This window comes from Pararhizobium mangrovi, from assembly GCF_006516965.1.
Lineage (GTDB): Bacteria > Pseudomonadota > Alphaproteobacteria > Rhizobiales > Rhizobiaceae > Pararhizobium_B > Pararhizobium_B mangrovi.
In genome coordinates this window covers 87,055-111,064 of sequence record NZ_VHLH01000006.1, presented here as the reverse complement: position 1 = coordinate 111,064, position 24,010 = coordinate 87,055, and the positions used below count along the sequence as shown (strand labels likewise).

Below are 24,010 nucleotides of genomic sequence, written 5' to 3'. Positions count from 1 at the left end.
GATGAACGCGCTCGCCGAAACGCCGACCTACCGCACGCGCCGCGGCGAGATCGAGACCTATTTCGATCGCACCGCCGCCGACGCGTGGCGTAAGCTGACGTCGGACGCGCCGGTCAGTCGCATCCGTGCGACGGTCAGGGCAGGGCGCGACCGGATGCGGGCGGCGATGCTTGCGATGCTGCCGGAGGACCTCGCTGGCCGGCGCATCCTCGATGCCGGCTGCGGCACCGGCGCCTTTGCGTTCGAAGCGGCCAGGCGCGGGGCGAACGTTACCGCGATCGATCTCTCGCCGACGCTCGTCGATCTCGCCCGCGAACGCTCGGAGGCCGACGGCTTCGGCGATCGCATCACCTTCGCCGCCGGTGACATGCTCGATCCGGCGCTCGGTGAATTCGACCATGTCGTGGCGATGGATTCCGTCATCCACTACGAGCTGACGGACGCCATCGAGGTGCTTTCGGGCCTTGCGGCACGCGCGCGCCGCAGTGTCGTGTTCACCCATGCGCCGCAGACGCCGGCACTCGCCGCGATGCATGTCGTCGGCCGTGCGTTTCCGCGCGGCGATCGCGCGCCGTCGATCGTGCCGGTCGCCGAACGGCGCCTGCGCAAGGCGATGGGCGGCGACCGCGTCCTGATGGAGTTCACGGTCGGCCGGACGGCGAAGGTGTCGACGGGCTTCTACAAGTCGAACGCGGTGGAGCTCGTGCGGCGATGACGGCGAAGAAGGCTCCCGACAAACGGCTTCTGTTCGAGCGCATCGGCACGCGCTGGATGCCGTTTGCCGACGCCGTCAGCGCGGAGCTTCCGGCAAAGCGCCTGCTGCGCCTGTCGCTCTTCCAGGTTTCCGTCGCGATCATGCTGGTGCTTTTGAACAGCACGCTGAACCGCGTCATGGTCGTCGAGCTCGGCCTGCCGGCGACGCTCGTCGCCGTTCTGATCGCGCTGCCGGTCATCTTCGCGCCGCTGCGCGCACTCATCGGCTTTCGCTCCGACAACCATCGCTCGGCGATCGGCTGGCGGCGCACGCCCTATCTCTGGTTCGGCTCGCTTCTGCAGTTCGGCGGCCTTGCGATCATGCCCTACGCGCTGTTCGTGCTGTCGAGCGGCCGCCCGGAAGCGTTGCTGCCGGGCGTTCTCGCCGCGGGTCTCTCCTTCATCCTTGCGGGTGCCGGCATGCATACGGTGCAGACGGCGGGTCTGGCGCTCGCGCTCGACATCGCGCCGGAGAAATCGAAGCCGCGCGTCATCGCCGTGCTCTACGCCGTCTTCCTTCTCGGCATGGTCGTAAGCTCGCTCGTTATCGGATACATGCTGCGCGACTTCTCGCCCTATCGCCTGATCGCGGTGCTGAGCCGGGCGGCTCTGGTAACGATCGGGCTCACCTTCGTCAGCCTCTGGCAGCAGGAGCCGCGGCGCCCTCGCTCCAGCGAGCAGCCGAAAGCGAAGATGCGCCTTCGCGATTCCTGGCGCGAGCTCGATACCGGCAGCCGTCCGCTTCGCCTCTTCGTGACGATCGCCCTCGGCACGGCGGCTTTCGGCATGCAGGACGTGCTCCTCGAACCCTATGGCGGAGAGGTGCTCGGCATGAGCGTCAGCGGCACCACCGTGCTGACGGCGATTTCCGCAGGCGGCACGCTGGTCGGCTTCCTCATCGCCGCCCGCCTGCTCGAAAAGCATACCGACCCTTATGCGGTCGCAGCGCTCGGCCTCTTCGCCGGGCTGCCGGCGTTCTGCGCCGTGATCTTTGCCGGGCTCTTCCATTCCGTCCTGCTGTTCGAACTCGGCGCGGCCGGGGTCGGCTTCGGAACGGGGCTCTTCGTCGTTTCGATGCTGCATGCGGTCATGGAAATGTCGAACTCCCGCACGAGCGGTTTCGCGCTCGGGGTATGGGGAACGGTGCAGGCAAGCGCTTCGGGCATTTCCATCGCGCTCGGCGGCGCCATGCACGACGGGGTCGCCCGGCTCGCCAGCCATGGCGATCTCGGCCCCGCGCTGACGGATGTCTCGGTCGGCTACGGCGTCGTCTATCTCATCGAACTCGGGCTGATCTTCGCCGCGCTCATCGCGCTCGGTCCGCTCGTCACCTTCCGCAAGACCACAGCGAAAAACGCGTCCGGTGGCTTCGGCCTCGCCGACATGCCGAGCTAAGCAAGGGAACATCGCACCATGGTTGGCGCCTTCACACAGCAGCTCGATCTGCCTCTTTTGCTCCTGATCCTGTTCTTCCTATTCTTCCTTGGGCTCGTCTACTACCTGCATGGCGAGGACAAGCGCGAAGGCTATCCGCTCGAATCCGAACGCAGCGATCGCACCGGCGGTCGCGTCAAGGTCGTCGGGTTTCCGCCGATCCCCAAGCCGAAGCGCTTCCTGGTGCGCAGCGGCATGGTCTATTACGCACCCCGGGAGCGCGACCGGCGCGAACTGAACGCCGTACCGGCGCACAACTTCCCCGGTGCGCCGCTGGTGCCGACCGGCGACCCGCTCGTCGACGGAATCGGGCCCGCCGCCTACGCGCTGCGCGAGGATACGCCGGACCTGACCTGGGCGGGCGACCCGAAGCTGCAGCCGATGATGCGCAAGGCGCCGCAATACCGCGTCGAGGAAACCGAGACGCATCCGCTCGGTCTTCCCGTCTATACGAGCGACGGGCATCATGTCGGCGAAGTCACCGATGTGTGGATCAACAAGCACGAATTCTTCGTGCGCTACTTCGAGGTCCGCCAGGAGGAAGTGCTCGGCGGCCGCCTCGTTCTCGCACCGATCGCCGCGGCCACGGTGCGCGACAGCGAAAAGACCGTCGTGCTCGAGACCCTGACGCGCGAGCAGTTCGCCAACGTACCTTCGCTCGCCGGCCTCGATCAGATCACCATGCGTGAGGAAGATCGGATCAACGCCTATTATGCCGGTGGCCGGTTCTTCGCGAAGAACCCGATAGAGAGCATGATATGAACGATTTCGCGAGCTTTCCCGATCATCTCGATCAGACCGACCTTCCGCCGGGCGAACGCATCGTTTGGCAGGGCCGGCCGAAGCGGACCGCCGTCCTGCGCAACATCCTGCATGTGCGTCTCGTTCTCGCCTGGTTCGCGATCTTCTGCATCTGGCGGTTCGCCGCCGGGTTGAACGATACGGGTACGCTCGGCGTCGCGTTCGTCAACGCGGCGAACGTGCTCCTGCCGGCGGTCGCGGGCATCGCGCTGCTCGTCGTCATCGCCATCCTCATGGTGCGGACGACGGAATACACGATCACCACGAGACGCGTGGTTATGCGCTACGGCATTGCGCTGCCGGCGATGGTCAATCTGCCGGTGGAAGAGATCGAAGGCGCCCGGTTCGCCAAGCGCGGCTCGACGGGCGACGTGACGCTGGAGATGCCGGCGAACCGGGTGCTCGCCTATTGGAAGCTCTGGCCGAACGTGCGTCCGTGGCGCTTCCTGCGGGCCAATCCGGCCCTTCGCAATCTCCCCGATGCGGCGGAGGCTGCCGAGGCGTTGAAGCAGGTTGCCATCGAAGCCCGCGAGGGTCCATCGTCGTCCGACGCGCGCGGTACGGCATGGCTCGGTGAGCCGGCCCGTCGCGATACCGCCGAGGCGGCCTGAGGTTGGAAGGGAAGCGAGCCATGCGCGACATGAAGACGGCCTTCATCGTGGGGCCGGACCCCGAACGTCCGCTGCCACCGTGGCTGCTTCTTTCCGCCGCGGCCCTGATCGTCGTCACCATCGTCTCGATCGCTTTCACGCGGTATACCGGCATCGGCATGGCGCGGATGGATCCGCCCGTCATCGAAAAGGCGCACACGGTGACCTTTTCCTACAATGGCGAGGGGGTTACGGTGATGGACGCGGGAAGCGGCGCAGTCGTTGCCAAAGTGTCGCCGCGCGGCAGTTCCTTCGTGCGCGAAGCGCTGCGCGGGCTCGAGCGCAACCGGATGAAGAAGGGTGCGCCAGCCGATGCCCCGTACCGGGTCGAGCGTTCGACGGACGGCATCGTCTGGCTCGTCGACACCGCGACGGGCGATCGGCTCGATCTCCGCGCGTTCGGCTCGGCCAACGCCCGGGCGTTTGCCGGCTTTCTGGCCGGCGGGAAAGGATAGCGAATGGGTCTCGGTCTCCTGAAGGGCGAACGCATTGAGGTGCCGTGCACGGTCGAGGTGGAGAACACCTTCGACAGCCTGCATGCGCATCTTCGCCTCGACGGTGGCATCACCATTCATCCCGGTGACGAGGTCACGGTCGACGGCGCGCCGATCGAGGTGCCCTATGGCGAGTGCGCGACGTTCCGGCGCAATGCTTCCATCCAGCGGGCCGGCGCGATCGAGCGGCTGTGGACGCGGCTTACCGGCGATTTCGAATTCATGGAACTGTGCGAGTTCAGCTTCTCGGAAGGAGCAGCACGATGAACGTCCATCCCGACCCGCGCGCTGAAGCGGTGAGCGAGACCGACGCCAACGCGCAGGTCACCGGCGCCGATACGACCAGCATGGCGCAGGAAAACACGCTGCTTTCGCCGCGCTTCTACACGACCGATTTCGACAAGCTCGACGCGATCGATGTCTCGCCCGTGCGCGGCGAGTGGGACAAGCTGATCGCCGAGTTGAAGGAAGACCCGAACCGGGGCCACTTCAAGCGCGGCGACGCGTGGGACGTCGGTGATCTCGACGATCTGGAGCCCGGCCTGCGCAAGGAGTTCGTCGATTTTCTCGTCTCCTCGCTGACGGCGGAATTTTCCGGCTGCGTGCTCTACAAGGAGATGAAGCGGCGCGGCACGAACCCCGATATCTGCGAGCTCTTCACCTATATGAGCCGCGACGAGGCGCGCCATTCCGGCTTCATCAACGACGCGCTCAAGGATTTCGGCATCGGCGTCAATCTCGGCTTCCTGACGAAGACGAAGAAATACACCTTTTTCCAGCCGAAGTTCATCTTCTACGCGACCTATCTTTCCGAAAAGATCGGCTACGCGCGCTACATCACGATCTATCGCCATTTGGAGAAGCATCCCGAGCGGCGCTTCCACCCGATCTTCAAATGGTTCGAGCTTTGGTGTAACGACGAGTTCCGCCATGGCGAGGCGTTCTCGCTGCTGATGCGTGCCGACGACCGCGTGCTCAAGGGTCGCAACAAGCTTTGGGTGCGCTTCTTCCTGCTCGCCGTCTTCGCGACGATGTATGTGCGCGACCACGACCGGCCGTATTTCCATAAGGCGCTCGGGATCGATCCGACGGAGTACGATCACACCGTCTTTCGGATCACGACCGAGATCTCGCGCCAGGTTTTCCCGCTGACCCTGCCGCTCGACGATCCGCGCTTCCGCCGCGGCCTCGACCGGCTGTGCGTCGCGAACGCGACGATCCGTGCCGGGGAAGAGAAGGGCGGGTTCGCCGGCATGGCGACGAAGCTGAAGGGCAGGGCGATGGCGGCTGCGACCTTCGCCCGTCTCTACGTGCTTCCCGCCGGTCGCAACGAGATACCCAAGGAGAGCCGGCTGCAGCCGGCCTGGTAAGCGAGGCTTCGCCCGATGAGCACCTATCTCCTGCCCGCGCTCTATGCGCTCGTCGTCTGGTGGGCGTCCACCGTCGTCATCATCTATCTCGACGGCCTGCCGCGTTCGACCTTCAAATGGTCGATGATCGGCGCGACGATCGTCTTCGCGATCTCGCTGTGGGGGCTTCATAGCTCCGCGCACGACACCTCGATCACCGGCGTCTATCTTGCCTTCACCTGGGGTCTTCTCGCCTGGGGCTGGCAGGAGATGAGCTTCTACATGGGCTACGTCACCGGCCCGCGGAACGAGCCGTGTCCGGAAACCTGCCGCGGATGGCGCCATTTCGGCCACGCGGTCCAGACGTCGCTCTACCACGAGCTCGCGATCATCGCCGCGGCCGCGGCCGTCTTCTGGCTGACGTGGCATGGGGCAAACCATATCGGGCTTTGGACCTTCATGGTCTTGTGGTGGATGCACCAGAGCGCCAAGCTCAACGTCTTCTTCGGCGTGCGCAACCTGAACGAGGAGTTCCTGCCGGAGCACCTGACGTTCCTTAAGAGCTTCCTCACGAAGCGCTCGATGAACCTGCTCTTCCCGTTCTCCGTCACCATCTCGACGGTCATCACGGTGCTTCTCGCCGTCGCGGCGTTCTCGTCGGATGCAAGCGCCTACGAGCAGGCCGGCTATACCTTCCTGACGGTGCTGATGGCACTCGCCATTCTCGAGCACTGGATGCTCGTTCTGCCGATGCCGGCGGGCCGCATCTGGGAGCCGGCGCTGAAGTCGCGCGGCGAACGCAAGCCCTTCGAGGCGGACATCGTCGTCGGCTTCCTCGGTGCCGGCAAGACGACGACGCTGAAGCGCATGCTGGCCGACGCCGATCCGGCACAGAAGACCGTCGTGCTCGTCAACGATTTCGGTGAACTTGGCGTCGATGCCACCGTGCTCGGCGACAGCGGCGCGGACGTGGTGGAACTGCCGAACGGCTGCATCTGCTGCTCGCTGCGCAGCGATCTCTCCGCACAGCTCAAGGAAGTCGTGGCGAAGATGAAGCCCGACCGCGTGCTGATCGAGCCGAGCGGCGTCGCCGACGTCGCCTCGCTTCTGCGCGTCATCCATCAGAAGGACCTCGAACCGCTCGTTCGAAGCCTGCGCCTCCTGACCGTCATCGATGCCGGCGCCTTCATGCGCGACTATGCGCGCATGCCGGAGTACTTCACGATGCAGGCGGCACTCACGCCGGTCTTCATTCTCAACAAGACCGATCTCGTTTCCAAGGTGGAACTCGATCTGGTGCGCGACACGCTGGCCTCGCTCAATCCGGACGCGCGCACGATCGCCGCGCGCTATGGCATGCTCTCGGAAGGGGCGTTCTCCGACATCGCCATTGCCGAGGTCTGGCAGCCGCAGGAGAAGGCGGAAGATCCGCATGCTTCTTCCGCACATCATGCCGGGCACGCACCGGCGCATGCCGAGACATCGACGCACCGTCACGGTCACGCGCATGCCCACGACCATCATCACGAGCATGGGGCGGCGGATGGGCCCGAAGCGCATCACCAGCACGAGGACGAGCTGGGTCTCCAGTCGTGGGCGATGCGGACCAACGGCACGATCGATCCGACCGAGCTGCGCCGGCTTCTGGAAGACGCGAAGGGCGGGACGTTCGGCACCATCGAGCGCATGAAGGGTCTCGTTCCGGCGCAAACGGGTTGGCTGCGCTTCGATATTGCCGGTGGGCACATCTCGGTGACCGCGTTTGCCGCAAAGCCGGCCGAAACGCCGCGCGTGATGGCGATCGGCAGCGACCTCGACAAGCCCGCCCTGGAAACGGCGTTCGAAACGCTTTCGGGAGCGTCCGAAGAGCGTGCCAGACGGGCGGACGATGCCGCCGGCCGTCCCGCGTTCGCCGGATAACCCCGGCGTCGCGAGTACGAGACGGAGGGCGAACGCCTTGGGAGGGCGTTGCATTGCGCCGAATTGGTCGCGGTAGCGGAGACAGAAAGTCCTGGCTCCGCGTCCGTCGGGGCTGTTTCGTAGCGGATGGATCGTTCTAGCCGCTCGTATGCCGCGCACGCTGGATCTGTCCGTAAAGTTCCTTTCGCAGTTCGCCGAAGCGGGAAAGTGACCGTGTTCCGATCTGGTCGCGGGCGTCCGGCAGATCGATCGCGATGTCGTCCATCACGACGGTCGGCGATGCGGACAGCGCAAGCACCCGCTCTCCGAGATAGATCGCCTCGTCGATGTCGTGCGTGACGAAAAGGACCGTGACGCCGAGCTTGTGCCAGAGGTCGCGCACGAGGTCCTCCAGGTCGGCGCGCGTCTGCGCATCGACGGCGGCGAAGGGCTCGTCCATTACCAGAATGCGCGGACGATAGGCGATGGCGCGGGCGATCGCGACACGTTGCTGCATGCCGCCGGAAAGCTGCCATGGATAGGCCGAGCCGACATCGGTAAGCCCGACATCCGCAAGGGCCGAAGAGATCAGGTCGCGGCGCTGCCTGCGCGCCATGCCGGCCTGTTTTAACGGCAGCTCGACATTGGCTTCGACGGTCATCCAGGGAAAGAGACTGCGCGCATAGTCCTGAAAGACCAGCGCCATGGCTTGCGGAGGCGCCTTCACTTCCGTCCCTTCGAGGCGGACCGTGCCGCCGGTCGGCCTCAAAAGGCCCGAGATGCATTTGAGCAGCGTCGTCTTGCCCGCACCCGAAGGGCCGACGATGCACACGAACTCGCCGTCGCCGACGGTAAAGCGCACGCCGCCCAGGGCCTCGACGGTACGGTGCGCGCTCGAATAGACCATCTTTACCGCGTCGACGTCGAGAAGCGTCGGTCGGCCTTGCGCCGTGGCCGCGTTGCGATCTTCTATCATCGGATCAGGTATCGTTTCTCTCGGCGGCGCGCAGTCCGAAATACCAGTGCAGCACACGCCGTTCCACGAAGCCGAGAACGGACGCGAAGATAAAGCCGACGAGACCGAGCAGGATGATGCCGCTCCACATTTCGGGGATGGCGAAGGAACGCTGGAACTGCACGATGGTGAAACCGATGCCGTTCGAGGCGGCGAACATCTCGCTGATGACCATGAGAATGATGCCGATCGAAAGCGACTGACGCAGCCCCGCAAAGATCAGCGGAGCCGCTCCCGGCAGGATGAAGTGCACGAGCCTTCCGCGCCGCGTGAAGCGATAGGCGCGCGTGGTGGCACCGAGCGTTTCGTCGAGGCCGCGCACGCCCTCGATTGTGTTCAGGAGAACCGGCCAGAGGCAACCGGAGACGATGACCATGAGCTTCATCGTCGTGCCGATCCCCGCAAAGAGGATGAGGATGGGCACGAGCACCGGTGGCGGGATTGCACGCAGGAATTCGAGCACTGGCTCTACATAGGCCCTGAGCCGCGTGGAAAGCCCGATCGGAACACCGAGCGCAAGCCCCATGCCGGCCGCGATCAGATATCCCGAAGCAAGGCGAAGAACACTCGGCAGCACGTCCTCAACGATCTTGGCGGAAAACCATACATCGGCAAAGGCGGAGAGAATGCCGGATAGTGGCGGAAAGAAAAAGTTCTGGCTCCCGCGGCTGGCGAACCACCAGCCGAGCGCCAGCAAACAAGGAAGCGCGACGGCATAGAGAAACCGGGAGAGCACCCTCATGGCGTTCGCGCCCGATGCATGGATGGGCGCACGGAGGGATGCCAATGCATCACGCGACGCTCGAGCACGCGTGCGACGAGGTTGACGGCGACGCCGATCAGTCCCGTCACGAGGACGTAGGCGTACATCGTCGCCACCGCGCCACCACTTTGCGCAAGCGCGATCTGCTTGCCGAGGCCGGGCGCACCGATGATGAGTTCGCTCGTAATGGTGAGGATGAGCGCGACGGCGGCGGCGAGGCGAATGCCGGTCATCAGGTAGGGCAGGGTCGTTGGCCACACGACATGGCGCAGTTGGCCCCATCGGCCGAACCGGAAGGAAACGGCGGTCTGTCGTGCAACCGGGTCGACATCCTGCACACCATATAGGACCTGGATGAGAACCTGCCACACCGAAGCATAGACGACGAGTACCAGCGTCGAGCGGATCGTGCTGCCGTAAAGAAGCACCACCAGCGGAATGAGCGCGACAGAGGGGATCGGTCTGAGCAACTCGATGGTCGAGGCGGTCAGGCGCCGCAGCGTTTCAAAGCTGCCGATAAACAGACCGACCCCGGTGCCGGCGATCACCGCGATGGCAAGGCCGACCGCCCAGCTTCGAAGCGTGAGAAACAGCGATACCCAGAACGCAGCGCGGCCCGCTTCGTGCACGAGTGCGACGACGATCGCGCTGATCGGCGGAAAGTAGACGTGCGACACGACGCCGATACGCGGCAATAGTTCGAGGACGGCTGCGAACACCGCGAGGCCGATCAGACCTCGTGCCGCATCGCCGTATGCCTGCACGAACATTGCGCCGCGCATGGGGTCAGGGAAGAAGCGAACCGAGATCGGGCCGTTTCTTCACGAGCCCGTCCTTCACCGCGAGGTCCGCCAGGGTCTGCGTGGACTTGCGATTGATCTTCGTCGTCCAGTCGGGGAGCGTGATCCGGTCGACGACGTCCTTCGGGATCCGCGTGTAGGAAAGGAGTTCGCGGCGTGCTTCCTCGCGGTGGTTCTGCGCGTAGTCCAGGGACTGGTTCATCGCCGCAGTAAAGCGCTTGACGATGTCGGGATGGCTCTTCGCGTAGCGGGCGGTCGTGAAGTAGGCGGCGGTCATCAGGCGATCCGCCGTATCTACTAGGTTCCATGAAACGACCTTCGCCCCCTGATCGCGCGTGATGGTCAGGAACGGTTCGACGACCCAGGCGGCATCGACGCGACCGTTGGCGACGGCCGCCGGCATGTCGGGAAAGGCGAGTTCCACGAACTTCACGCCGGAAGGGTCTCCGCCGGCCTTGCGCATGGCCGCCTTCACGGTCGTATCGCCGATATTCTTGAGGTTGTTCACGGCGACCGTCTTGCCCGCGAGATCGCCGGCGCCGGAAATCGTGCTGTCCTTCGGCACGACGATGGCGCTGAAATCCTTGCCGGCCTTGCCGGTCGAGGAATCCCCCGCCGCGACGACCTTGAAGTCGAGCCCGCGCGACTGCGCGACGATCAGCGACGTCATGTTCGAAAAGCCGAACTGGTACTGCCCGCTGACGACGCTCGGCACGATCGCGGCCCCGCCCTGTGCGAGCTGCAGCGTGAGGTCGATCCCCTGCTTTTCGAAGAAACCCTTTTCCTTGCCGAGATAGATCGGGGCGACGTCGACGATCGGGATGACGCCGACGGTGACCTTGTCGGCCGCCCGAGCGCTCGATCCCGTGGCGAACGCGGCTGCGAGCGCCAGCGCAATCAGGCCCAGTGCCGATTTCATGGTCAGTGCCGACTTCATGGCCAATGACGACTTCATGGAATGCCTTCCTCCGATCCTACCTGTTCTTCGACGACGCAGCTTGCTGCGTTCGCACCAAAGCGAATCCGTCGCGATCTGCTCGTGTTCCGTCTATCGCAAAGTGAAAGCCACTGCATTCCCTCTGTCCCGGATCCTTCATGCTGGCCCATGCGGAAAACCGCAGAACCCGGAAGGTCGACGCGCATCTTCCAGGTCGAAACGCACGTCGTTCCGTGCCACAACACCGATCGGCAACGGGTAACCGAGACTGGAGATCGAGTTCATGCAATTTGCGACCGTGAACGGCGTCACGCTGCACTATCAGGTCATCGGAGCGAGCGAAGGCGCGCCTCTGCTCGTGTTTTCGAATTCGCTCGGAACCGATTTCCGCATCTGGCGCGACGTCATCGTTCGCTTCGTCGGCGAATGCACGATCCTTACCTATGACAAGCGCGGCCACGGCCTTTCGGATATCGGCGAGGCACCGTATTCGATCGAGGACCACGTGGCGGATCTCGCCGGCCTCCTCGACCATCTGAACCAGAAGCAGGCGATCGTCTGCGGACTTTCCGTCGGCGGGCTGATCGCGCAGGGGCTCGTCGCCAGCCGGCCGGATCTCGTCCGGGCTCTCGTGCTTTGCGATACGGCGCACAAGATCGGCACGGAAGACGGCTGGAACACGCGCATCGCCAAGGTCGAGGCCGAAGGGATCGAACCGGTGGCGGACGGCGTGCTCGCCGGCTGGTTCACGCCGGCTTTTCGCGAGAAGCCGGAATTCATCGGCTATCGCAACATGCTCCTGCGCCAACCGGTCGAGGGGTATGCCGGAACCTGCGCCGCCGTCCGGGACGCGGACTTCACCCGTTCAAGCGCCGAGATCGACGTTCCGACGATCTGCATCGTCGGCGATCAGGATGGATCGACCCCGCCGGACACCGTACTCGAAATGGCGAAACTCATCCCGAATGCGCGCTACGAGGTCATCGAGGGCGCCGGCCACATACCCTGCGTCGAGCAGCCGGATATGCTGGCTGCCGTCATCAAGGCATTCATGAAGGAGTTCGACCTCGGTCGTAAGGCCGAAGGTTGAGCCTTGCGAGCGGAACATGGTTATGTGCGGCCTGCCGCTGCGCACGGACCTTTCGGAACGAACCTGGCGTATCGAGGCGCCGCATCAAAGGATAGACGATGGCCGAAGCCTTCATCTGCGACTACATCCGCACCCCGATCGGCCGTTTCGCCGGCGCACTCGCGTCCGTGCGGGCCGACGATCTGGCTGCGGTCCCGATCAAGGTGCTGACGGAGCGCAACGCATCCGTGGACTGGGCCGCCGTCGACGACGTGACATGGGGCAACGCCACCCAGGCCGGCGAGGATAACCGCAACATCGGCCGGATGGCGCTTCTGCTTGCGGGCCTGCCGGAAACGGTGCCCGGCAACACGATCAACCGGCTCTGCGGATCGAGCATGGATGCGGTCGTTGCGGCGGCGCGCGCGATCCGGCTCGGCGAAGCGGACCTGATGATCGCCGGCGGCTCGGAGAGCATGTCGCGCGCGCCCTTCGTGATGCCGAAGGCGGAGACGGCCTTCTCGCGCAACGCGGAAATCTACGACACGACCATCGGCTGGCGCTTCGTCAATCCGCTGATGAAGAAGTGGTACGGCATCGAGTCCATGCCGGAGACGGGCGAGAACGTCGCCGAGGATTACAGCGTTTCACGCGAGGATCAGGACGCCTTTGCGTTCGGCTCGCAGAAGCGGGCGGCAGCCGCGCAGAAGAGCGGCCGGCTCGGCCGCGAGATCACGGCGGTGACGATCCCGCAGCGCAAGGGCGATCCGGTCGTCGTCGAAACCGACGAGCACCCGCGCGAGACGTCGATGGAGCAGCTCGCCAAGCTCAGGACGCCCTTCCGCGAGAACGGCACCGTGACGGCCGGCAACGCCTCGGGCGTCAACGACGGTGCGGCAGCGCTGATCGTCGCATCCGAAGAGGCCGCAAAAAAGCACGGTCTGACGCCGATCGCCCGCATCATGGGCGGCGCGAGCGCCGGCGTGCCGCCGCGCATCATGGGCATGGGGCCGGTACCGGCCTCGCAGAAGCTTCTCACACGGCTCGACATGAAGGAAGACGACCTTTCCGTAATCGAGCTGAACGAGGCGTTCGCCAGCCAATCGATCGCCGTGCTGCGCGAACTCGGCATCGCCACGGACGACGAGCGGGTGAACCGCAATGGCGGCGCGATCGCGCTCGGCCATCCCCTCGGCATGTCCGGCGCGCGCATTACGGGCACGGCCGCGCTCGAACTGGCCGAGACCGGCGGGCGCTACGCGCTGGCGACGATGTGCATCGGCGTCGGGCAGGGCATCGCCGTGGCGCTCGAACGCGTTTGAAGCCGATCCGCGCTCGCTACCAGCGAAAGTCGCGTGTGAAGTCCACGAAGGCACGGAGCGGGGCAGGCAGGTGGCGCCGGCCCGGATAGTAGAGGAACGGGCCGGAGAAGGGCTGCCACCACTCCTGAAGCACCGGTTCCAGCCGTCCGTCATCGAGATAGGGCCGCAGCCAGTCCTCGAAGAGCTGCATGATCCCGACGCCGGCGACGGCCGCCTCGACGGCGAGGTCCGTCGCGCCGCCGACGCTGACGGTAAGCGCGCTCCTCGGCTTGATCTTCACGGTCTTGCCGTCCTTCTCGAACTCCCACGGGCTCGTCGTCGCGCCGCTCGCGAAACGGCCGAGGATGGCTGCGTGATCGAGCAGGTCGCGCGGATGGGCCGGCCGGCCGTGCCGGTCGAGATAGGCGGGCGAGGCGACCGTCGCGTAGCGTTGTTCGCGCGGGCCGATCGGAAGGGCGATCATGTCCTGTTCCAGCCGCTCGTCGTAGCGGATGCCGGCGTCGCAGCCGGCTGCGAGCACGTCGACGAAGCTGTCTTCGGCGACGACTTCCAGCCGGATCTCCGGGTAGGCGGCAAGGAAGGCCGGCACGACCCGCGGCAGGACGAGGCGGGCGGCGACGACCGGGACGTTCAGCTTGAGGGTGCCCGCCGGCCGGTCGCGGAAGCCGTTCACGACGTCGAGCGCCGCGTCGACCTCGACGAGCGCGGGGCCGAGCCGATCGATCAGGCGCTGGCCGGCTTCGGTCGGAACGACCGAGCGAGTCGTGCGGTTCAGGAGGCGAACGCCGAGACGTGCTTCCAGACGGCGGACCGCTTCGCTGAGGCTCGACGCGCTCCGCCCGCCGGTGCGCGCCGCGTCGCGAAAGCCGGCGGCGCGGACGACGGAGACGAATTCCGTGAGATCGGTAAGGTCGGTCATTGTGCTTCCTGCCGAACGGCCTGTGCGGATTGGGCGTACTTATCGCACACCGCATCGACGTCCATATTCCGAAGCGAACGCAACAGGAGTTTGACCATGACCAATCCGAGCAGAGCCGGAACCTTCACCCTCGGCAGCCGCACCGTGAAGCGCATGGGCTACGGTGCGATGCAGCTCGCCGGCCCCGGCGTTTTCGGACCACCGAAGGATCGCGATGCGGCGATTGCGGTCCTGCGCCGCGCCGTCGAGGCCGGCGTCGACCATATCGACACCAGCGATTTCTACGGGCCGTATGTCACCAACGAGATCATCCGGGAGGCGCTGCATCCCTATCCGGACGACCTGACGATCGTCACGAAGATCGGTGCGACGCGCGGTTCGGATGGCTCCTGGAACCCTGCGTTTTCGAAGGACGAGCTGACGCGGGCCGTCCACGACAACCTCGAACATCTCGGCCTCGAAGCAATGGACATCGTGAATTTGCGCCTGATGTTCGACACGCACGGCCCGGCCGAAGGCGACTTTTCCGAAGCGCTCGGCCATCTGGTCGACCTCCAGCGCGAAGGCCTCGTCCACCATATCGGCCTCAGCAACGCGACGGCGAAGCAGGTGGCCGAAGCGCGAAAGACGGCGGAGATCGTCTGCGTGCAGAACCAGTACAACCTCGCGCATCGCGACGACGACGCGCTGATCGACGATCTGGCGCAGGACGGTATCGCCTACGTCCCGTTCTTCCCGCTCGGCGGGTTCTCGCCGCTGCAGTCCGAGACGCTGAGCCATGTCGCCGAACGGCTCGGCGCGAGCGAGATGCAGGTCGCGCTCGCATGGCTCCTGCAGCGCTCGCCGAACATCCTGCTTATTCCGGGTACGTCGTCCGTGGCGCATCTCGAGCAGAATTTGGCTGCAGTGGAGATTGATCTGCCAGCGGAAGAAAAGGCCGAACTCGACCGGATCGCCGCCGTTTGAGGCTGTGTCGGAGCAAGGCCATGTGGTATCGCCGGAAGGGCGACGCTTCGGCCGGTCCGCTCATTACGCTTATGCGTAATGCGGCACAGGCTTCGAGTCCAGCCGGCTCCCGGATCGCCGCGACGGGGTTGGATGGTCGGGTCAAGCCCGACCACGACGGCTGAGAGGCTGGTGGGATCTCGCCTACCGCCGTTATAGCGGTCCGGCCGGTTTCCGGTAGCGCTACAACCCTACGACGGCGTCATCCTCGGGCTCGACCCGAGGATCTGACCCCTTCGCAGATTGCCGCAGCGCGGTCGGTGAAGCGATCCCGCTGCGGTACGGTCACGAATCGATCGAATTCACTCCGCCGCCTCGGCTTCCGGAACGTTCGCCGGCACGTAGTTCAGGATCGGGGCGAGCCACTTTTCGACTTCGGCGATCGGCATGCCCTTGCGCTCGGCGTATTCCTCCACCTGGTCGCGCTCGATCTTGGCGACGCCGAAATAATAGCTGTCCGGGTGGCCGATATAGAGGCCGGAGACGGAGGAGCCGGGCCACATGGCGTAGCTTTCTGTCAGTTCCACGCCGGTTGCCTTTTCGGCATTAAGCAGGCGGAAGAGGGTGGTCTTTTCCGTGTGGTCGGGCTGTGACGGATAGCCGGGGGCAGGGCGGATGCCGCCGTAAGGCTCGGCGATCAGCTCTTCCGGGGTGTAGGTCTCTTCGGCGTAAGCCCAGAGTTCGGTGCGCACCTTCTCGTGCATGCGCTCGGCGAAGGCCTCGGCGATGCGGTCGGCGAGCGCCTTGACGAGGATCGCCGAATAGTCGTCGTTCTTCTCCTCGAAGGTCTTGGCGATCTGCGCTTCCTCCGGCCCGGCGGTGACGACGAAGCCGCCGACATGGTCCGGCTTGCCGGTGTCCTTCGGGGCGACGAAGTCGCTCATGGCGACGTTCGGCCGGCCGGAACGCTTGGAAAGCTGCTGGCGAAGGGTGTGGAAGGTTGCTTCCTCCTTCGAGCGCCCGGCGTCTGCATAAAGCCGAATGTCGTCGCCGACGGCGTTCGCCGGCCAGAAACCGACGACCGCCTTCGGCGTGAACCACTTCTCCTCGATGATCTGCTTCAGCATCGCCTGCGCATCGTCGAAGAGGGCACGCGCGGCTTCGCCCTGTTCCTCGTCCTCGAGGATCTTCGGGTAACGACCCTTCATCTCCCAGGTCTGGAAGAAGGGCGTCCAGTCGATGTAGCGCGACAGCTCCTCGAGATCCCAGTTGTCGTACACCTTCGTGCCGAGGAAGGACGGTTCGACCGGGTTGTAAGCGGCCCAGTCTAGGCTCTCGGCGTTCTTGCGCGCGTCGGCGAGCGAGAGACGCTTCTTGTTGCGGTCGGACTTGGCGTGCTTGTCGGCGACGTCCTGATACTCCGCCTTGATCTTCGCGACGTAGTCGTCCTTCGCCGTTTCCGAAAGCAGGTTCGAGACGACGCCGACGGCGCGCGAGGCGTCGACGACGTGCACCGTCTGGCCGCGATTGTAGCTCGGGTCGATCTTCACCGCCGTATGGACACGGCTCGTCGTCGCCCCGCCGATGAGGAGCGGCAGGTCGAAGCCCTGCTTTTCCATCTCGCTCGCCACGCTCACCATCTCGTCGAGCGAGGGGGTGATGAGGCCGGAAAGGCCGATGATGTCGACGTCCTCGTCCTTGGCGGTCTGCAGGATCTTTTCCGTCGGCACCATGACGCCGAGATCGACGATCTCGTAATTGTTGCAGGCGAGCACGACGCCGACGATGTTCTTGCCGATGTCGTGGACGTCGCCCTTCACCGTCGCGAGAAGAACCTTGCCGTTGTTCTTCCTCTTGCCGGTCTTTTCCTCCTGAAGCTTCTTCTCCTCCTCCATGTAGGGAAGGAGGATGGCGACGGCCTGCTTCATCACGCGGGCGGACTTCACCACCTGCGGCAGGAACATCTTGCCGGAGCCGAAGAGGTCGCCGACGACGTTCATGCCGTCCATCAGCGGGCCTTCGATGACATGGAGCGGGCGCTCGGTGTTCTGCCGCGCTTCTTCCGTGTCGACGTCGACATATTCGGTAATGCCGTTGACGAGCGCGTGCTCGAGCCGCTTTTCGACCGTGAGTTCGCGCCAGGAAAGATCCTTCTCACGCGCGGCACCACCGCCTTCGCCCTTGAAGCGTTCGGCAATGTCGAGCATGCGTTCGGTCGCGTCGTCGCGGCGGTTCAGCACCACGTCCTCGCAGGCCTCGCGCAGCTCGTCCTCGATCCGGTCGTAGACGGCGAGCTGGCCGGCGTTGACGATGCCCATGTCCATGCCCGCCTGGATGGCGTGGTAGAGGAAGACCGCGTGCATCGCCTCGCGGACCTTGTCGTTGCCGCGGAACGAGAAGGAGAGGTTCGACACACCACCGGAGATGTGGGCGTGCGGCAGATCGGTCGTGATGCGGCGCGTCGCCTCGATGAAGTCGACGCCGTAATTGTTGTGTTCCTCGATGCCGGTCGCGACGGCGAAGATGTTCGGATCGAAGACGATGTCCTCGGCCGGCACGCCGACGGTTTTCGTCAGGATCTCGTAGGCGCGCGTGCAGATGGCGACCTTGCGCGCCTCGGTGTCGGCCTGGCCGTCCTCGTCGAAGGCCATGACGATGATCGCCGCACCATAGTCGCGGCAAAGACGCGCCTTCTTCACGAACTCTTCCTCGCCTTCCTTGAGCGAGATCGAGTTCACGATCGGCTTGCCCTGAATGCACTTCAGGCCTTCCTCGATCACCTCCCATTTGGAAGAGTCGACCATCACCGGCACGCGGGCGATGTCCGGCTCGGCGGCGATGAGGTTCAAAAAGTCCGTCATCGCCTGCGCGGAATCGAGCAGGCCTTCGTCCATGTTGACGTCGATGACCTGCGCGCCGCCTTCCACCTGATCGCGGGCGACGTCGAGGGCGGCGTTGTAGTCCTCCGCCTTGATCATCTTGCGGAAGCGCGCCGACCCCGTGACGTTGGTGCGCTCGCCGACGTTCACGAAGGGAATGTCGTCCGTCAGCGTGAAGGGTTCGAGCCCCGAAAGCCGCATCAGCGGCTCCTTCTCGGGGATCTCGCGCGGTTCGTACTTCGAGACCGCCTTGGCGATCGCCGCGATGTGCTCGGGCGTCGAGCCGCAGCAGCCGCCGACGATGTTGACGAGGCCTTCCTTGGCGAAGGTCTCGATCTGGGCCGCCATCGTGTCAGGGTCTTCGTCGTATTCGCCGAACTCGTTCGGCAGGCCAGCATTCGGATAGGCGCAGATATAGGTGTCGGCGACGCCCGAAAGCTCGGCAAGGTGGCCGCGCATGGCGTTGGCGCCGAGCGCGCAGTTGAGCCCGATCGTGAAGGGCTGGGCGTGACGCACGGAATACCAGAAGGCCGTCGGCGTCTGGCCGGAGAGCGTGCGGCCGGAAAGGTCGGTGATCGTGCCGGAGATCATGATCGGCAGGTCGACACCCTTTTCCGTGAAGACCTCGCGCGCGGCGAAGATCGCGGCCTTGGCGTTCAGCGTGTCGAAGATCGTCTCGACCATGACGAGGTCGGCGCCGCCGTCGACGAGCCCCCGCAGCGCCTCGCCATAGGCCTCGCGCAGATCGTCGAAGGTGACGGCGCGATAGCCCGGATTGTTGACGTCCGGCGAGATGGAGGCGGTGCGGTTGGTCGGTCCGAGAACGCCGGCGACGAAGCGGCGCTTGCCGTCCTTCTGCTCGGCACGCACGGCGGCGCGCCGCGCGACGCGAACGCCGTCGCGGTTCAGCTCGTAGATCATCTCCTCCATGGCGTAGTCCGCCTGCGCGATGCGCGTGGAAGAAAAGGTATTGGTCTCGAGGATATCGGCGCCGGCGATGGCGTAGGCGTAGTGGATGTCCTCGATCGCCTTCGGCTGGGAGAGCGTCAGGAGGTCGTTGTTGCCCTGCTGGTGACAGGCGCAGCCGTCAAATTTCTCGCCGCGGAACTGGTCCTCGGTGAACTTCAGGTTCTGGATTTCCGTGCCGGTCGCGCCGTCGAGGATCAGGATGCGCTCGCGGGCAGCCTTATAGAGCGCCTCACGCGTGGCGGCATCGTCGCGCTCGTCGCCGAGCGGGCCGAAAAGGGCGTCGAGATCAGACATGCTGTCTCCGTCTTTGCAATTCAAATCACGCGATCAGTCACATAAAGATATATTTATGTCAATATACTGCACGGGTCAGGGGCCGTCCGAACATGGTGCCGGGCGGGCTCCGGAATTCGGGCTCGTCGCGCCGATCCGTCCTCAAGAACGAGAGTTCGAGCAAAGAGCAGGCCGCGCGATCGAATGCGCAGCCTACAATCCTTACGCGGTACCGCCTTCTTCGGCGAGGCGCTGGCGCTCTTCCTTCGAGCGTTCCAGTTCGCCCTTCTTCGCCCGGTTCTTGCCGCGTCCGAGCAGGCGCATGACGAAGACGAAGAAGATGGGCACGAAGAAGATCGCGAGCACCGTCGCCGAGATCATGCCGCCCATCACGCCGGTGCCGATCGCGTTCTGGCTGCCCGCGCTTGCACCCGTGGCGAAGGCGAGCGGCAGGACGCCGAGGGTGAAGGCGAGCGAGGTCATCAGGATCGGCCGGAAACGCAGATGCGCGGCTTCGACCGTCGCGTCGATCAGCGGCATGCCTTCGGCGCGCAGATCCTTCGCGAACTCGATGATGAGGATCGCGTTCTTCGCCGCCAGGCCGATGATGGTGATGAGGCCAACCTTGAAGTAGATGTCGTTCGGCATGCCGCGCAGATAGACCGCCGCGACCGAACCGATGACGCCGAGCGGGACCACGAGCAGGACGGCAAGCGGGATCGACCAGCTTTCGTAAAGTGCGGCGAGCAGCAGGAACACGAAGATGACGCTGAGCGCCACGAGGAAGGGCGCCTGCGACCCGGACTGGATCTCCTGCTGCGACTGGCCCGTCCATTCGTAGCCGAAGCCAGCCGGCAGGTTCTTCGCCATCTTCTCCATCGCGTCGATGGCCTGGCCGGAAGAATAACCGGGCCCAGCCTGACCGGAAAGCCTGACGGCGGGATAGCCGTTGTAGCCGACGACCTGTGCCGGGCCTTTTTCCCACTCGATATGGGAGAAGGCCGACAGCGGCACCATTCCGCCGTTCCGGTTCTTCACCGTGAGGTTCAGGAGGTCGGAAGGCTGCATGCGCTCCTTCGTGTCGGCCTGCACCATGACGCGCTGCATGCGCCCCTGGTTGGGGAAATCGTTGGCATAGGCGGAGCCGAGATTGGTCGAGATGACCGAGTTGATGTCGGAGAACGACACGCCGAACGTATCGGCCTGATCGCGGTCGACGACGAGCTTGGCCTGAGGCGCGCGGGGCAGACCCTCCTCGCGCAGGCCCACCACGGCCGGATTGTTGTTTGCGGCTGCCATCAGCTGCTGCTTGGCCTGTTCCAGTGCGTCCTGGCCCTGGCCGTTGCGGTCCTGCAGGCGGAAGGCGAAGCCGCCGGTATTGCCGAGCCCCTGGATCGGCGGCGGGGAGAGCGCGAAGACGATCGCGTCCTTGATGCCGGCGAGCCTTCCGTTGATCCGGCCCGAGATGGCCGACGCGCTCTCGTCCGGCCCGCGCTCGGACCAGTCCTTGAGCGTCACGAAGGCCAGCGCCGCGTTCTGGCCGGTGCCGGAGAACGAGAAGCCGAGGATGGCGACGATGTTGTCGACGGCCTTGTCCTGCCGGAAGGTGTCCTCGACCTGCTTCAGCACCTGCTGCGTGCGATTGGCGCTGGCGTCGGGCGGAAGCTGGACGCTGGCGATGAGGAAACCCTGGTCCTCTTGCGGCAGGAAGGCGGAGGGAAGCTGGATGTAGCCCCAGGCCAGGCCACCTAGAAGCAGCAGGTAGAGGATCATCAGCCGGCCGGCACGGCGGACCAGCCCGCGCACGCCGTAGGAGTAACCGCGCGACATCGAATCGAAGCCGCGATTGAACCAGCCGAAATAGCCCTTGTGCTTGTCGCGGTCTTCCTTGATCGGCTTCAGGAACGTCGCGCAGAGCGCGGGCGTCAGCGACAGCGCCAGGAAGGCCGAAAACAGGATGGAGACGACCATCGTCAGCGCGAACTGCTGATAGATGACGCCGACCGAGCCGGGGAAGAAGGCCATCGGCACGAACACGGCCGAAAGCACCAGCGTGATGCCGATGATGGCGCCGGTGATCTGCTTCATCGCCTTGTGCGTGGCTTCGCGCGGCGAGCAGCGTTCCTCTTCCATCACGCGTTCGACGTTCTCCACGACGACGATCGCGTCGTCGACGAGGATGCCGATGGCGAGCACCATCGCGAACATCGTCAGGACGTTGATCGAAAAGCCTGCGACCAGCATGACCGCGACGGTGCCGAGCAGCGCGACGGGCACGACGATCGTCGGAATGATCGTGTAGCGGATGTTCTGCAGGAAGAGCAGCATCACCAGGAAGACGAGCCCGACCGCCTCGACGAGGGTGTGCAGCACCTTCTCGATCGACACCTGGATGAAGGGCGTCGTGTCGTAGGGGATCGAGTAGGATACGCCGTCGGGGAAATACTGGGACAAGCTCTTCATCTTGTCCTTGACGGCCGTCGCCGTGGCGAGCGCGTTCGCGTCGGGGGCCAGCTGGATGGCGAGCGCGGCACTCGGCTTGCCGTTCAGGCGGCTGGAGAAGTTGTAGGTCTCTGCGCCGACGGCAACGCGCGCGACGTCGCGAAGACGCACGATCGCTCCGCTGGAATCGGCGCGCAGAACGATCGAACCGAACTGCTCGGGCGTCGTGAGCTGCCCCTGAACGAGAACGGTCGCGGTGATCTCCTGATCGTCGCTCAGCGGCTGCGCGCCGAGCCGACCGGCCGTCACCTGCGCGTTCTGCGCGCGGATCGCCGACATCACCTCGGTCGGAGAAAGATCGAGGCTGCGCATCTTGTCCGGATCGAGCCAGATGCGCATTGCCCGGTTCGCGGCGAAGAGCTGCGCCTTGCCGACACCGTCCACGCGGCGCAATTCGCCGATGACGTTCCGGTTCAGGTAATCGCCGAGCGCGACGGCGTCCCGCTTGCCGTCGGTCGAGGTGACGGCGATCACCATCAGGAAGCTCGAGCCCGCGCGCTCGACCTGCAGGCCCTGGTCGACCACGGTCTGCGGCAGGCGCGGTTCCACGCGGCGAATGCGGTTCTGCACGTCGACGGAAGCCTGGTCGATTGAGGTGCCGGGCTGGAAGGTCGCCGTGATCTGGATCTGCCCGGAAGAGTCGGAGGTCGACTCGAAATAGAGCAGGCCCGGAATGCCGTTCAGCTCCTCCTCGATCGGCTGCGTGACGCTCTGGTACATTTCCTCGGCGGACGCGCCGGTGTAGGTCGTCTGGATCTGCACCTGCGGCGGCGCGACGTTCGGATACTGCGCGATCGGCATGAAGGGGATCGCGATCCCGCCGCCCAGCATGATGAAGAGTGCCACGACCCATGCGAAGATGGGCCGGTCGATGAAGAAACTCGGCATCGTTCGACCCTATTTCCGCGTGTCGCCGGAAGCGCCGGCCTTTGCGCCGGAAGTGAGCGCGGCTTCCTTCTCGTCGCCTTGATCCTTCTTGCTGCCATCGGAGGTCTTGGTCTCGTCGCTGCCGCCACCGCCGTTCGTCGAGCTGTTGTCCGATTTCCACGGCTGAGGATTGACCGGCGCTCCGGGCCCGATCTTCTGGAACCCTTCGGTGATGACCTTCGCCCCTTCCGTCAGGCCCTTCTGGATCACCCATTTGTCGCCGCCGACGACCCGGCCGACGGTGACCGGCTGCGCTTCGACCTTGTTGTCCTTGCCGACGAGGAGCACGCTCGCATTGCCGCCGGCATCACGCTGGACGGCCTGCTGCGGCACGGCGATCGCATTGCGTTCGATGCCCTGCTGGATGAGCACGCGCACATACATGCCCGGCAGCAGGTCGCCGTCCGGATTCGGGAATTCCGCGCGCAGCGTTATCTGTCCGGTGTCGGAATCGACCGATGCCTCGGAGAACAGGAGCTTGCCCTTCGGCCCGTAGCTGCTACCGTCGTCGAGACGCAGCGAGACCTTCGTGTTCGGCGCATCGTATTCGTCCGGTTCCTTGCCGTTGCCCTTTCCGGCGCCCATCGTGCGGCGAAGCTGCATGAGCTCGTTCGCCGACTGCGTGAAGTCGGCATAGACCGGATCGAGCTGCTGGATCGTGGCGAGGTTTTCCGTGCTGTTGGCCGACACCAGCGCGCCCTCGGTGATCTGTGCGCGGCCGATGCGCCCGTCGATCGGCGCCTTGACGTCGGAATACTGCAGGTCGAGCTGTGCGGACTGCAGCGACGCCTTGGCAGAGGCGACGTCGGCCTTCGCCTTGGCAAGCGTCGCCGTGGCGTCCTCGTAGGTCTGCTCGCTGGAGACCTTGTTCTGGCGCAAGCGCTTCTGGCGCTCGGCCGTCTGCTCGGCCTGCTTTTCCGCCGCTTGCGCCTTTTCGAGCGTCGCCTGGGCGCTCGCGACCTGGACCTGGAAGGGCTGCGGATCGATCTTGTAGAGAAGGTCGCCCTTCTTCACTTCGCTGCCCTGCGTGAAGACGCGCTTGACGATGATGCCGGAAACGCGCGGGCGCACTTCCGCCGTGCGCGTGGCGGCGATGCGCCCGGGCAGGTTGTTGATGATCGGAAGGTCCTGCCGCTTCGTCGTGACGAAGCTGACGGGGGCGGGCGGGCGCTGCTGGCCGCCACCCGGCCCGCCGCTGGCGGACTGGGCCTTGCCCTCGTCGTTGCAGCCGGCGATCAGCGGCAACGACAGGAATGCGAGGATGGCGCCGAAGCGGGACAAATTGCGCAACATCTATGATCTCCAGGGCG

At 65.0% G+C, this 24,010-nt stretch carries 19 protein-coding genes; 11 read left to right on the top strand and 8 right to left on the bottom strand.

What is annotated here, in order from left to right; all coding sequences use genetic code 11:
- Nucleotide 1 precedes the first annotated feature (1 nt).
- The 8 genes from bchM to puhE are packed head-to-tail and all read left to right on the top strand — an operon-like array spanning nucleotide 2 to nucleotide 7,401.
- Entirely contained in the window at nucleotides 2-715 is a 714-nt protein-coding gene (gene bchM, locus FJU11_RS05270) for a magnesium protoporphyrin IX methyltransferase (protein WP_141165982.1), read from the top strand.
- On the top strand, nucleotides 712-2,148 hold the full coding sequence (locus tag FJU11_RS05265) for a BCD family MFS transporter (protein ID WP_141165981.1): 1,437 nt from the start codon (nucleotides 712-714) through the stop codon (nucleotides 2,146-2,148). Before bchM ends, FJU11_RS05265 begins: the two co-directional genes overlap by 4 nt.
- Before the next feature lie 18 nt (nucleotides 2,149-2,166).
- Nucleotides 2,167-2,949: a photosynthetic reaction center subunit H gene (puhA, locus tag FJU11_RS05260; protein WP_141165980.1), complete on the top strand. Its 783-nt coding sequence runs from the start codon at nucleotides 2,167-2,169 to the stop codon at nucleotides 2,947-2,949.
- Nucleotides 2,946-3,599 (top strand): photosynthetic complex putative assembly protein PuhB, encoded by a 654-nt coding sequence (gene puhB / locus FJU11_RS05255; protein WP_141165979.1) that lies wholly within the window; start codon nucleotides 2,946-2,948, stop codon nucleotides 3,597-3,599. The genes puhA and puhB overlap by 4 nt, the downstream gene beginning before the upstream one ends.
- 20 nt (nucleotides 3,600-3,619) lie before the next feature.
- Complete coding sequence (puhC, locus tag FJU11_RS05250; RefSeq protein WP_141165978.1) at nucleotides 3,620-4,093, top strand: photosynthetic complex assembly protein PuhC; 474 nt, start codon at nucleotides 3,620-3,622, stop codon at nucleotides 4,091-4,093.
- 3 nt (nucleotides 4,094-4,096) lie between these two features.
- Nucleotides 4,097-4,399 (top strand): hypothetical protein, encoded by a 303-nt coding sequence (locus FJU11_RS05245; RefSeq protein ID WP_141165977.1) that lies wholly within the window; start codon nucleotides 4,097-4,099, stop codon nucleotides 4,397-4,399.
- Entirely contained in the window at nucleotides 4,396-5,502 is a 1,107-nt protein-coding gene (acsF, locus tag FJU11_RS05240; protein WP_141165976.1) for a magnesium-protoporphyrin IX monomethyl ester (oxidative) cyclase, read from the top strand. Before FJU11_RS05245 ends, acsF begins: the two co-directional genes overlap by 4 nt.
- A 15-nt stretch (nucleotides 5,503-5,517) precedes the next feature.
- The gene (puhE, locus tag FJU11_RS05235; protein ID WP_141165975.1) at nucleotides 5,518-7,401 is read left to right on the top strand and encodes a putative photosynthetic complex assembly protein PuhE; all 1,884 of its coding nucleotides are present in this window, start codon (nucleotides 5,518-5,520) and stop codon (nucleotides 7,399-7,401) included.
- A 136-nt stretch (nucleotides 7,402-7,537) separates the two neighbouring features.
- Here the strand turns inward: puhE and FJU11_RS05230 are convergent, their stop codons facing one another.
- Genes FJU11_RS05230 through FJU11_RS05215 form a run of 4 tightly spaced genes read right to left on the bottom strand, consistent with a single transcriptional unit; the run spans nucleotide 7,538 to nucleotide 10,913 of the window.
- The gene (locus tag FJU11_RS05230; protein WP_141165974.1) at nucleotides 7,538-8,356 is read right to left on the bottom strand and encodes an ABC transporter ATP-binding protein; all 819 of its coding nucleotides are present in this window, start codon (nucleotides 8,354-8,356) and stop codon (nucleotides 7,538-7,540) included.
- 4 nt (nucleotides 8,357-8,360) lie between these two features.
- Complete coding sequence (locus FJU11_RS05225; protein ID WP_141165973.1) at nucleotides 8,361-9,137, bottom strand: ABC transporter permease; 777 nt, start codon at nucleotides 9,135-9,137, stop codon at nucleotides 8,361-8,363.
- Nucleotides 9,134-9,928: an ABC transporter permease gene (locus tag FJU11_RS05220; protein ID WP_210242842.1), complete on the bottom strand. Its 795-nt coding sequence runs from the start codon at nucleotides 9,926-9,928 to the stop codon at nucleotides 9,134-9,136. Before FJU11_RS05220 ends, FJU11_RS05225 begins: the two co-directional genes overlap by 4 nt.
- Nucleotides 9,929-9,944: 16 nt before the next feature.
- Nucleotides 9,945-10,913 carry an ABC transporter substrate-binding protein gene (locus FJU11_RS05215; RefSeq protein ID WP_141165971.1) on the bottom strand — a complete coding sequence of 323 codons (969 nt, stop codon included), beginning with the start codon at nucleotides 10,911-10,913 and terminating at the stop codon, nucleotides 9,945-9,947.
- 265 nt (nucleotides 10,914-11,178) lie between these two features.
- Between FJU11_RS05215 and pcaD the strand changes: the two genes are divergently transcribed.
- Together pcaD and pcaF are read left to right on the top strand one after the other, a co-directional pair.
- Nucleotides 11,179-11,985 (top strand): 3-oxoadipate enol-lactonase, encoded by an 807-nt coding sequence (gene pcaD / locus FJU11_RS05210; protein ID WP_141165970.1) that lies wholly within the window; start codon nucleotides 11,179-11,181, stop codon nucleotides 11,983-11,985.
- A 98-nt stretch (nucleotides 11,986-12,083) separates the two neighbouring features.
- The gene (pcaF, locus tag FJU11_RS05205; RefSeq protein ID WP_141165969.1) at nucleotides 12,084-13,286 is read left to right on the top strand and encodes a 3-oxoadipyl-CoA thiolase; all 1,203 of its coding nucleotides are present in this window, start codon (nucleotides 12,084-12,086) and stop codon (nucleotides 13,284-13,286) included.
- Between the two features lie 16 nt (nucleotides 13,287-13,302).
- On the opposite strand, the gene FJU11_RS05200 is transcribed toward pcaF, so the two are convergent.
- Entirely contained in the window at nucleotides 13,303-14,205 is a 903-nt protein-coding gene (locus tag FJU11_RS05200) for a LysR family transcriptional regulator (RefSeq protein WP_141165968.1), read from the bottom strand.
- A 96-nt stretch (nucleotides 14,206-14,301) separates the two neighbouring features.
- Between FJU11_RS05200 and FJU11_RS05195 the strand changes: the two genes are divergently transcribed.
- The gene (locus tag FJU11_RS05195) at nucleotides 14,302-15,171 is read left to right on the top strand and encodes an aldo/keto reductase family oxidoreductase (RefSeq protein WP_141165967.1); all 870 of its coding nucleotides are present in this window, start codon (nucleotides 14,302-14,304) and stop codon (nucleotides 15,169-15,171) included.
- Between the two features lie 341 nt (nucleotides 15,172-15,512).
- On the opposite strand, the gene metH is transcribed toward FJU11_RS05195, so the two are convergent.
- From metH to FJU11_RS05180, 3 genes are all read right to left on the bottom strand, one after another.
- Nucleotides 15,513-19,292 carry a methionine synthase gene (metH, locus tag FJU11_RS05190; protein WP_141165966.1) on the bottom strand — a complete coding sequence of 1,260 codons (3,780 nt, stop codon included), beginning with the start codon at nucleotides 19,290-19,292 and terminating at the stop codon, nucleotides 15,513-15,515.
- Nucleotides 19,293-19,493: 201 nt separating this feature from the next.
- A complete protein-coding gene (locus FJU11_RS05185; RefSeq protein ID WP_141165965.1) occupies nucleotides 19,494-22,661 on the bottom strand; it encodes an efflux RND transporter permease subunit in 3,168 nt (1,055 codons plus the stop codon).
- Nucleotides 22,662-22,670: 9 nt separating this feature from the next.
- Entirely contained in the window at nucleotides 22,671-23,993 is a 1,323-nt protein-coding gene (locus FJU11_RS05180) for an efflux RND transporter periplasmic adaptor subunit (protein WP_141165964.1), read from the bottom strand.
- Nucleotides 23,994-24,010: the final 17 nt, after the last annotated feature.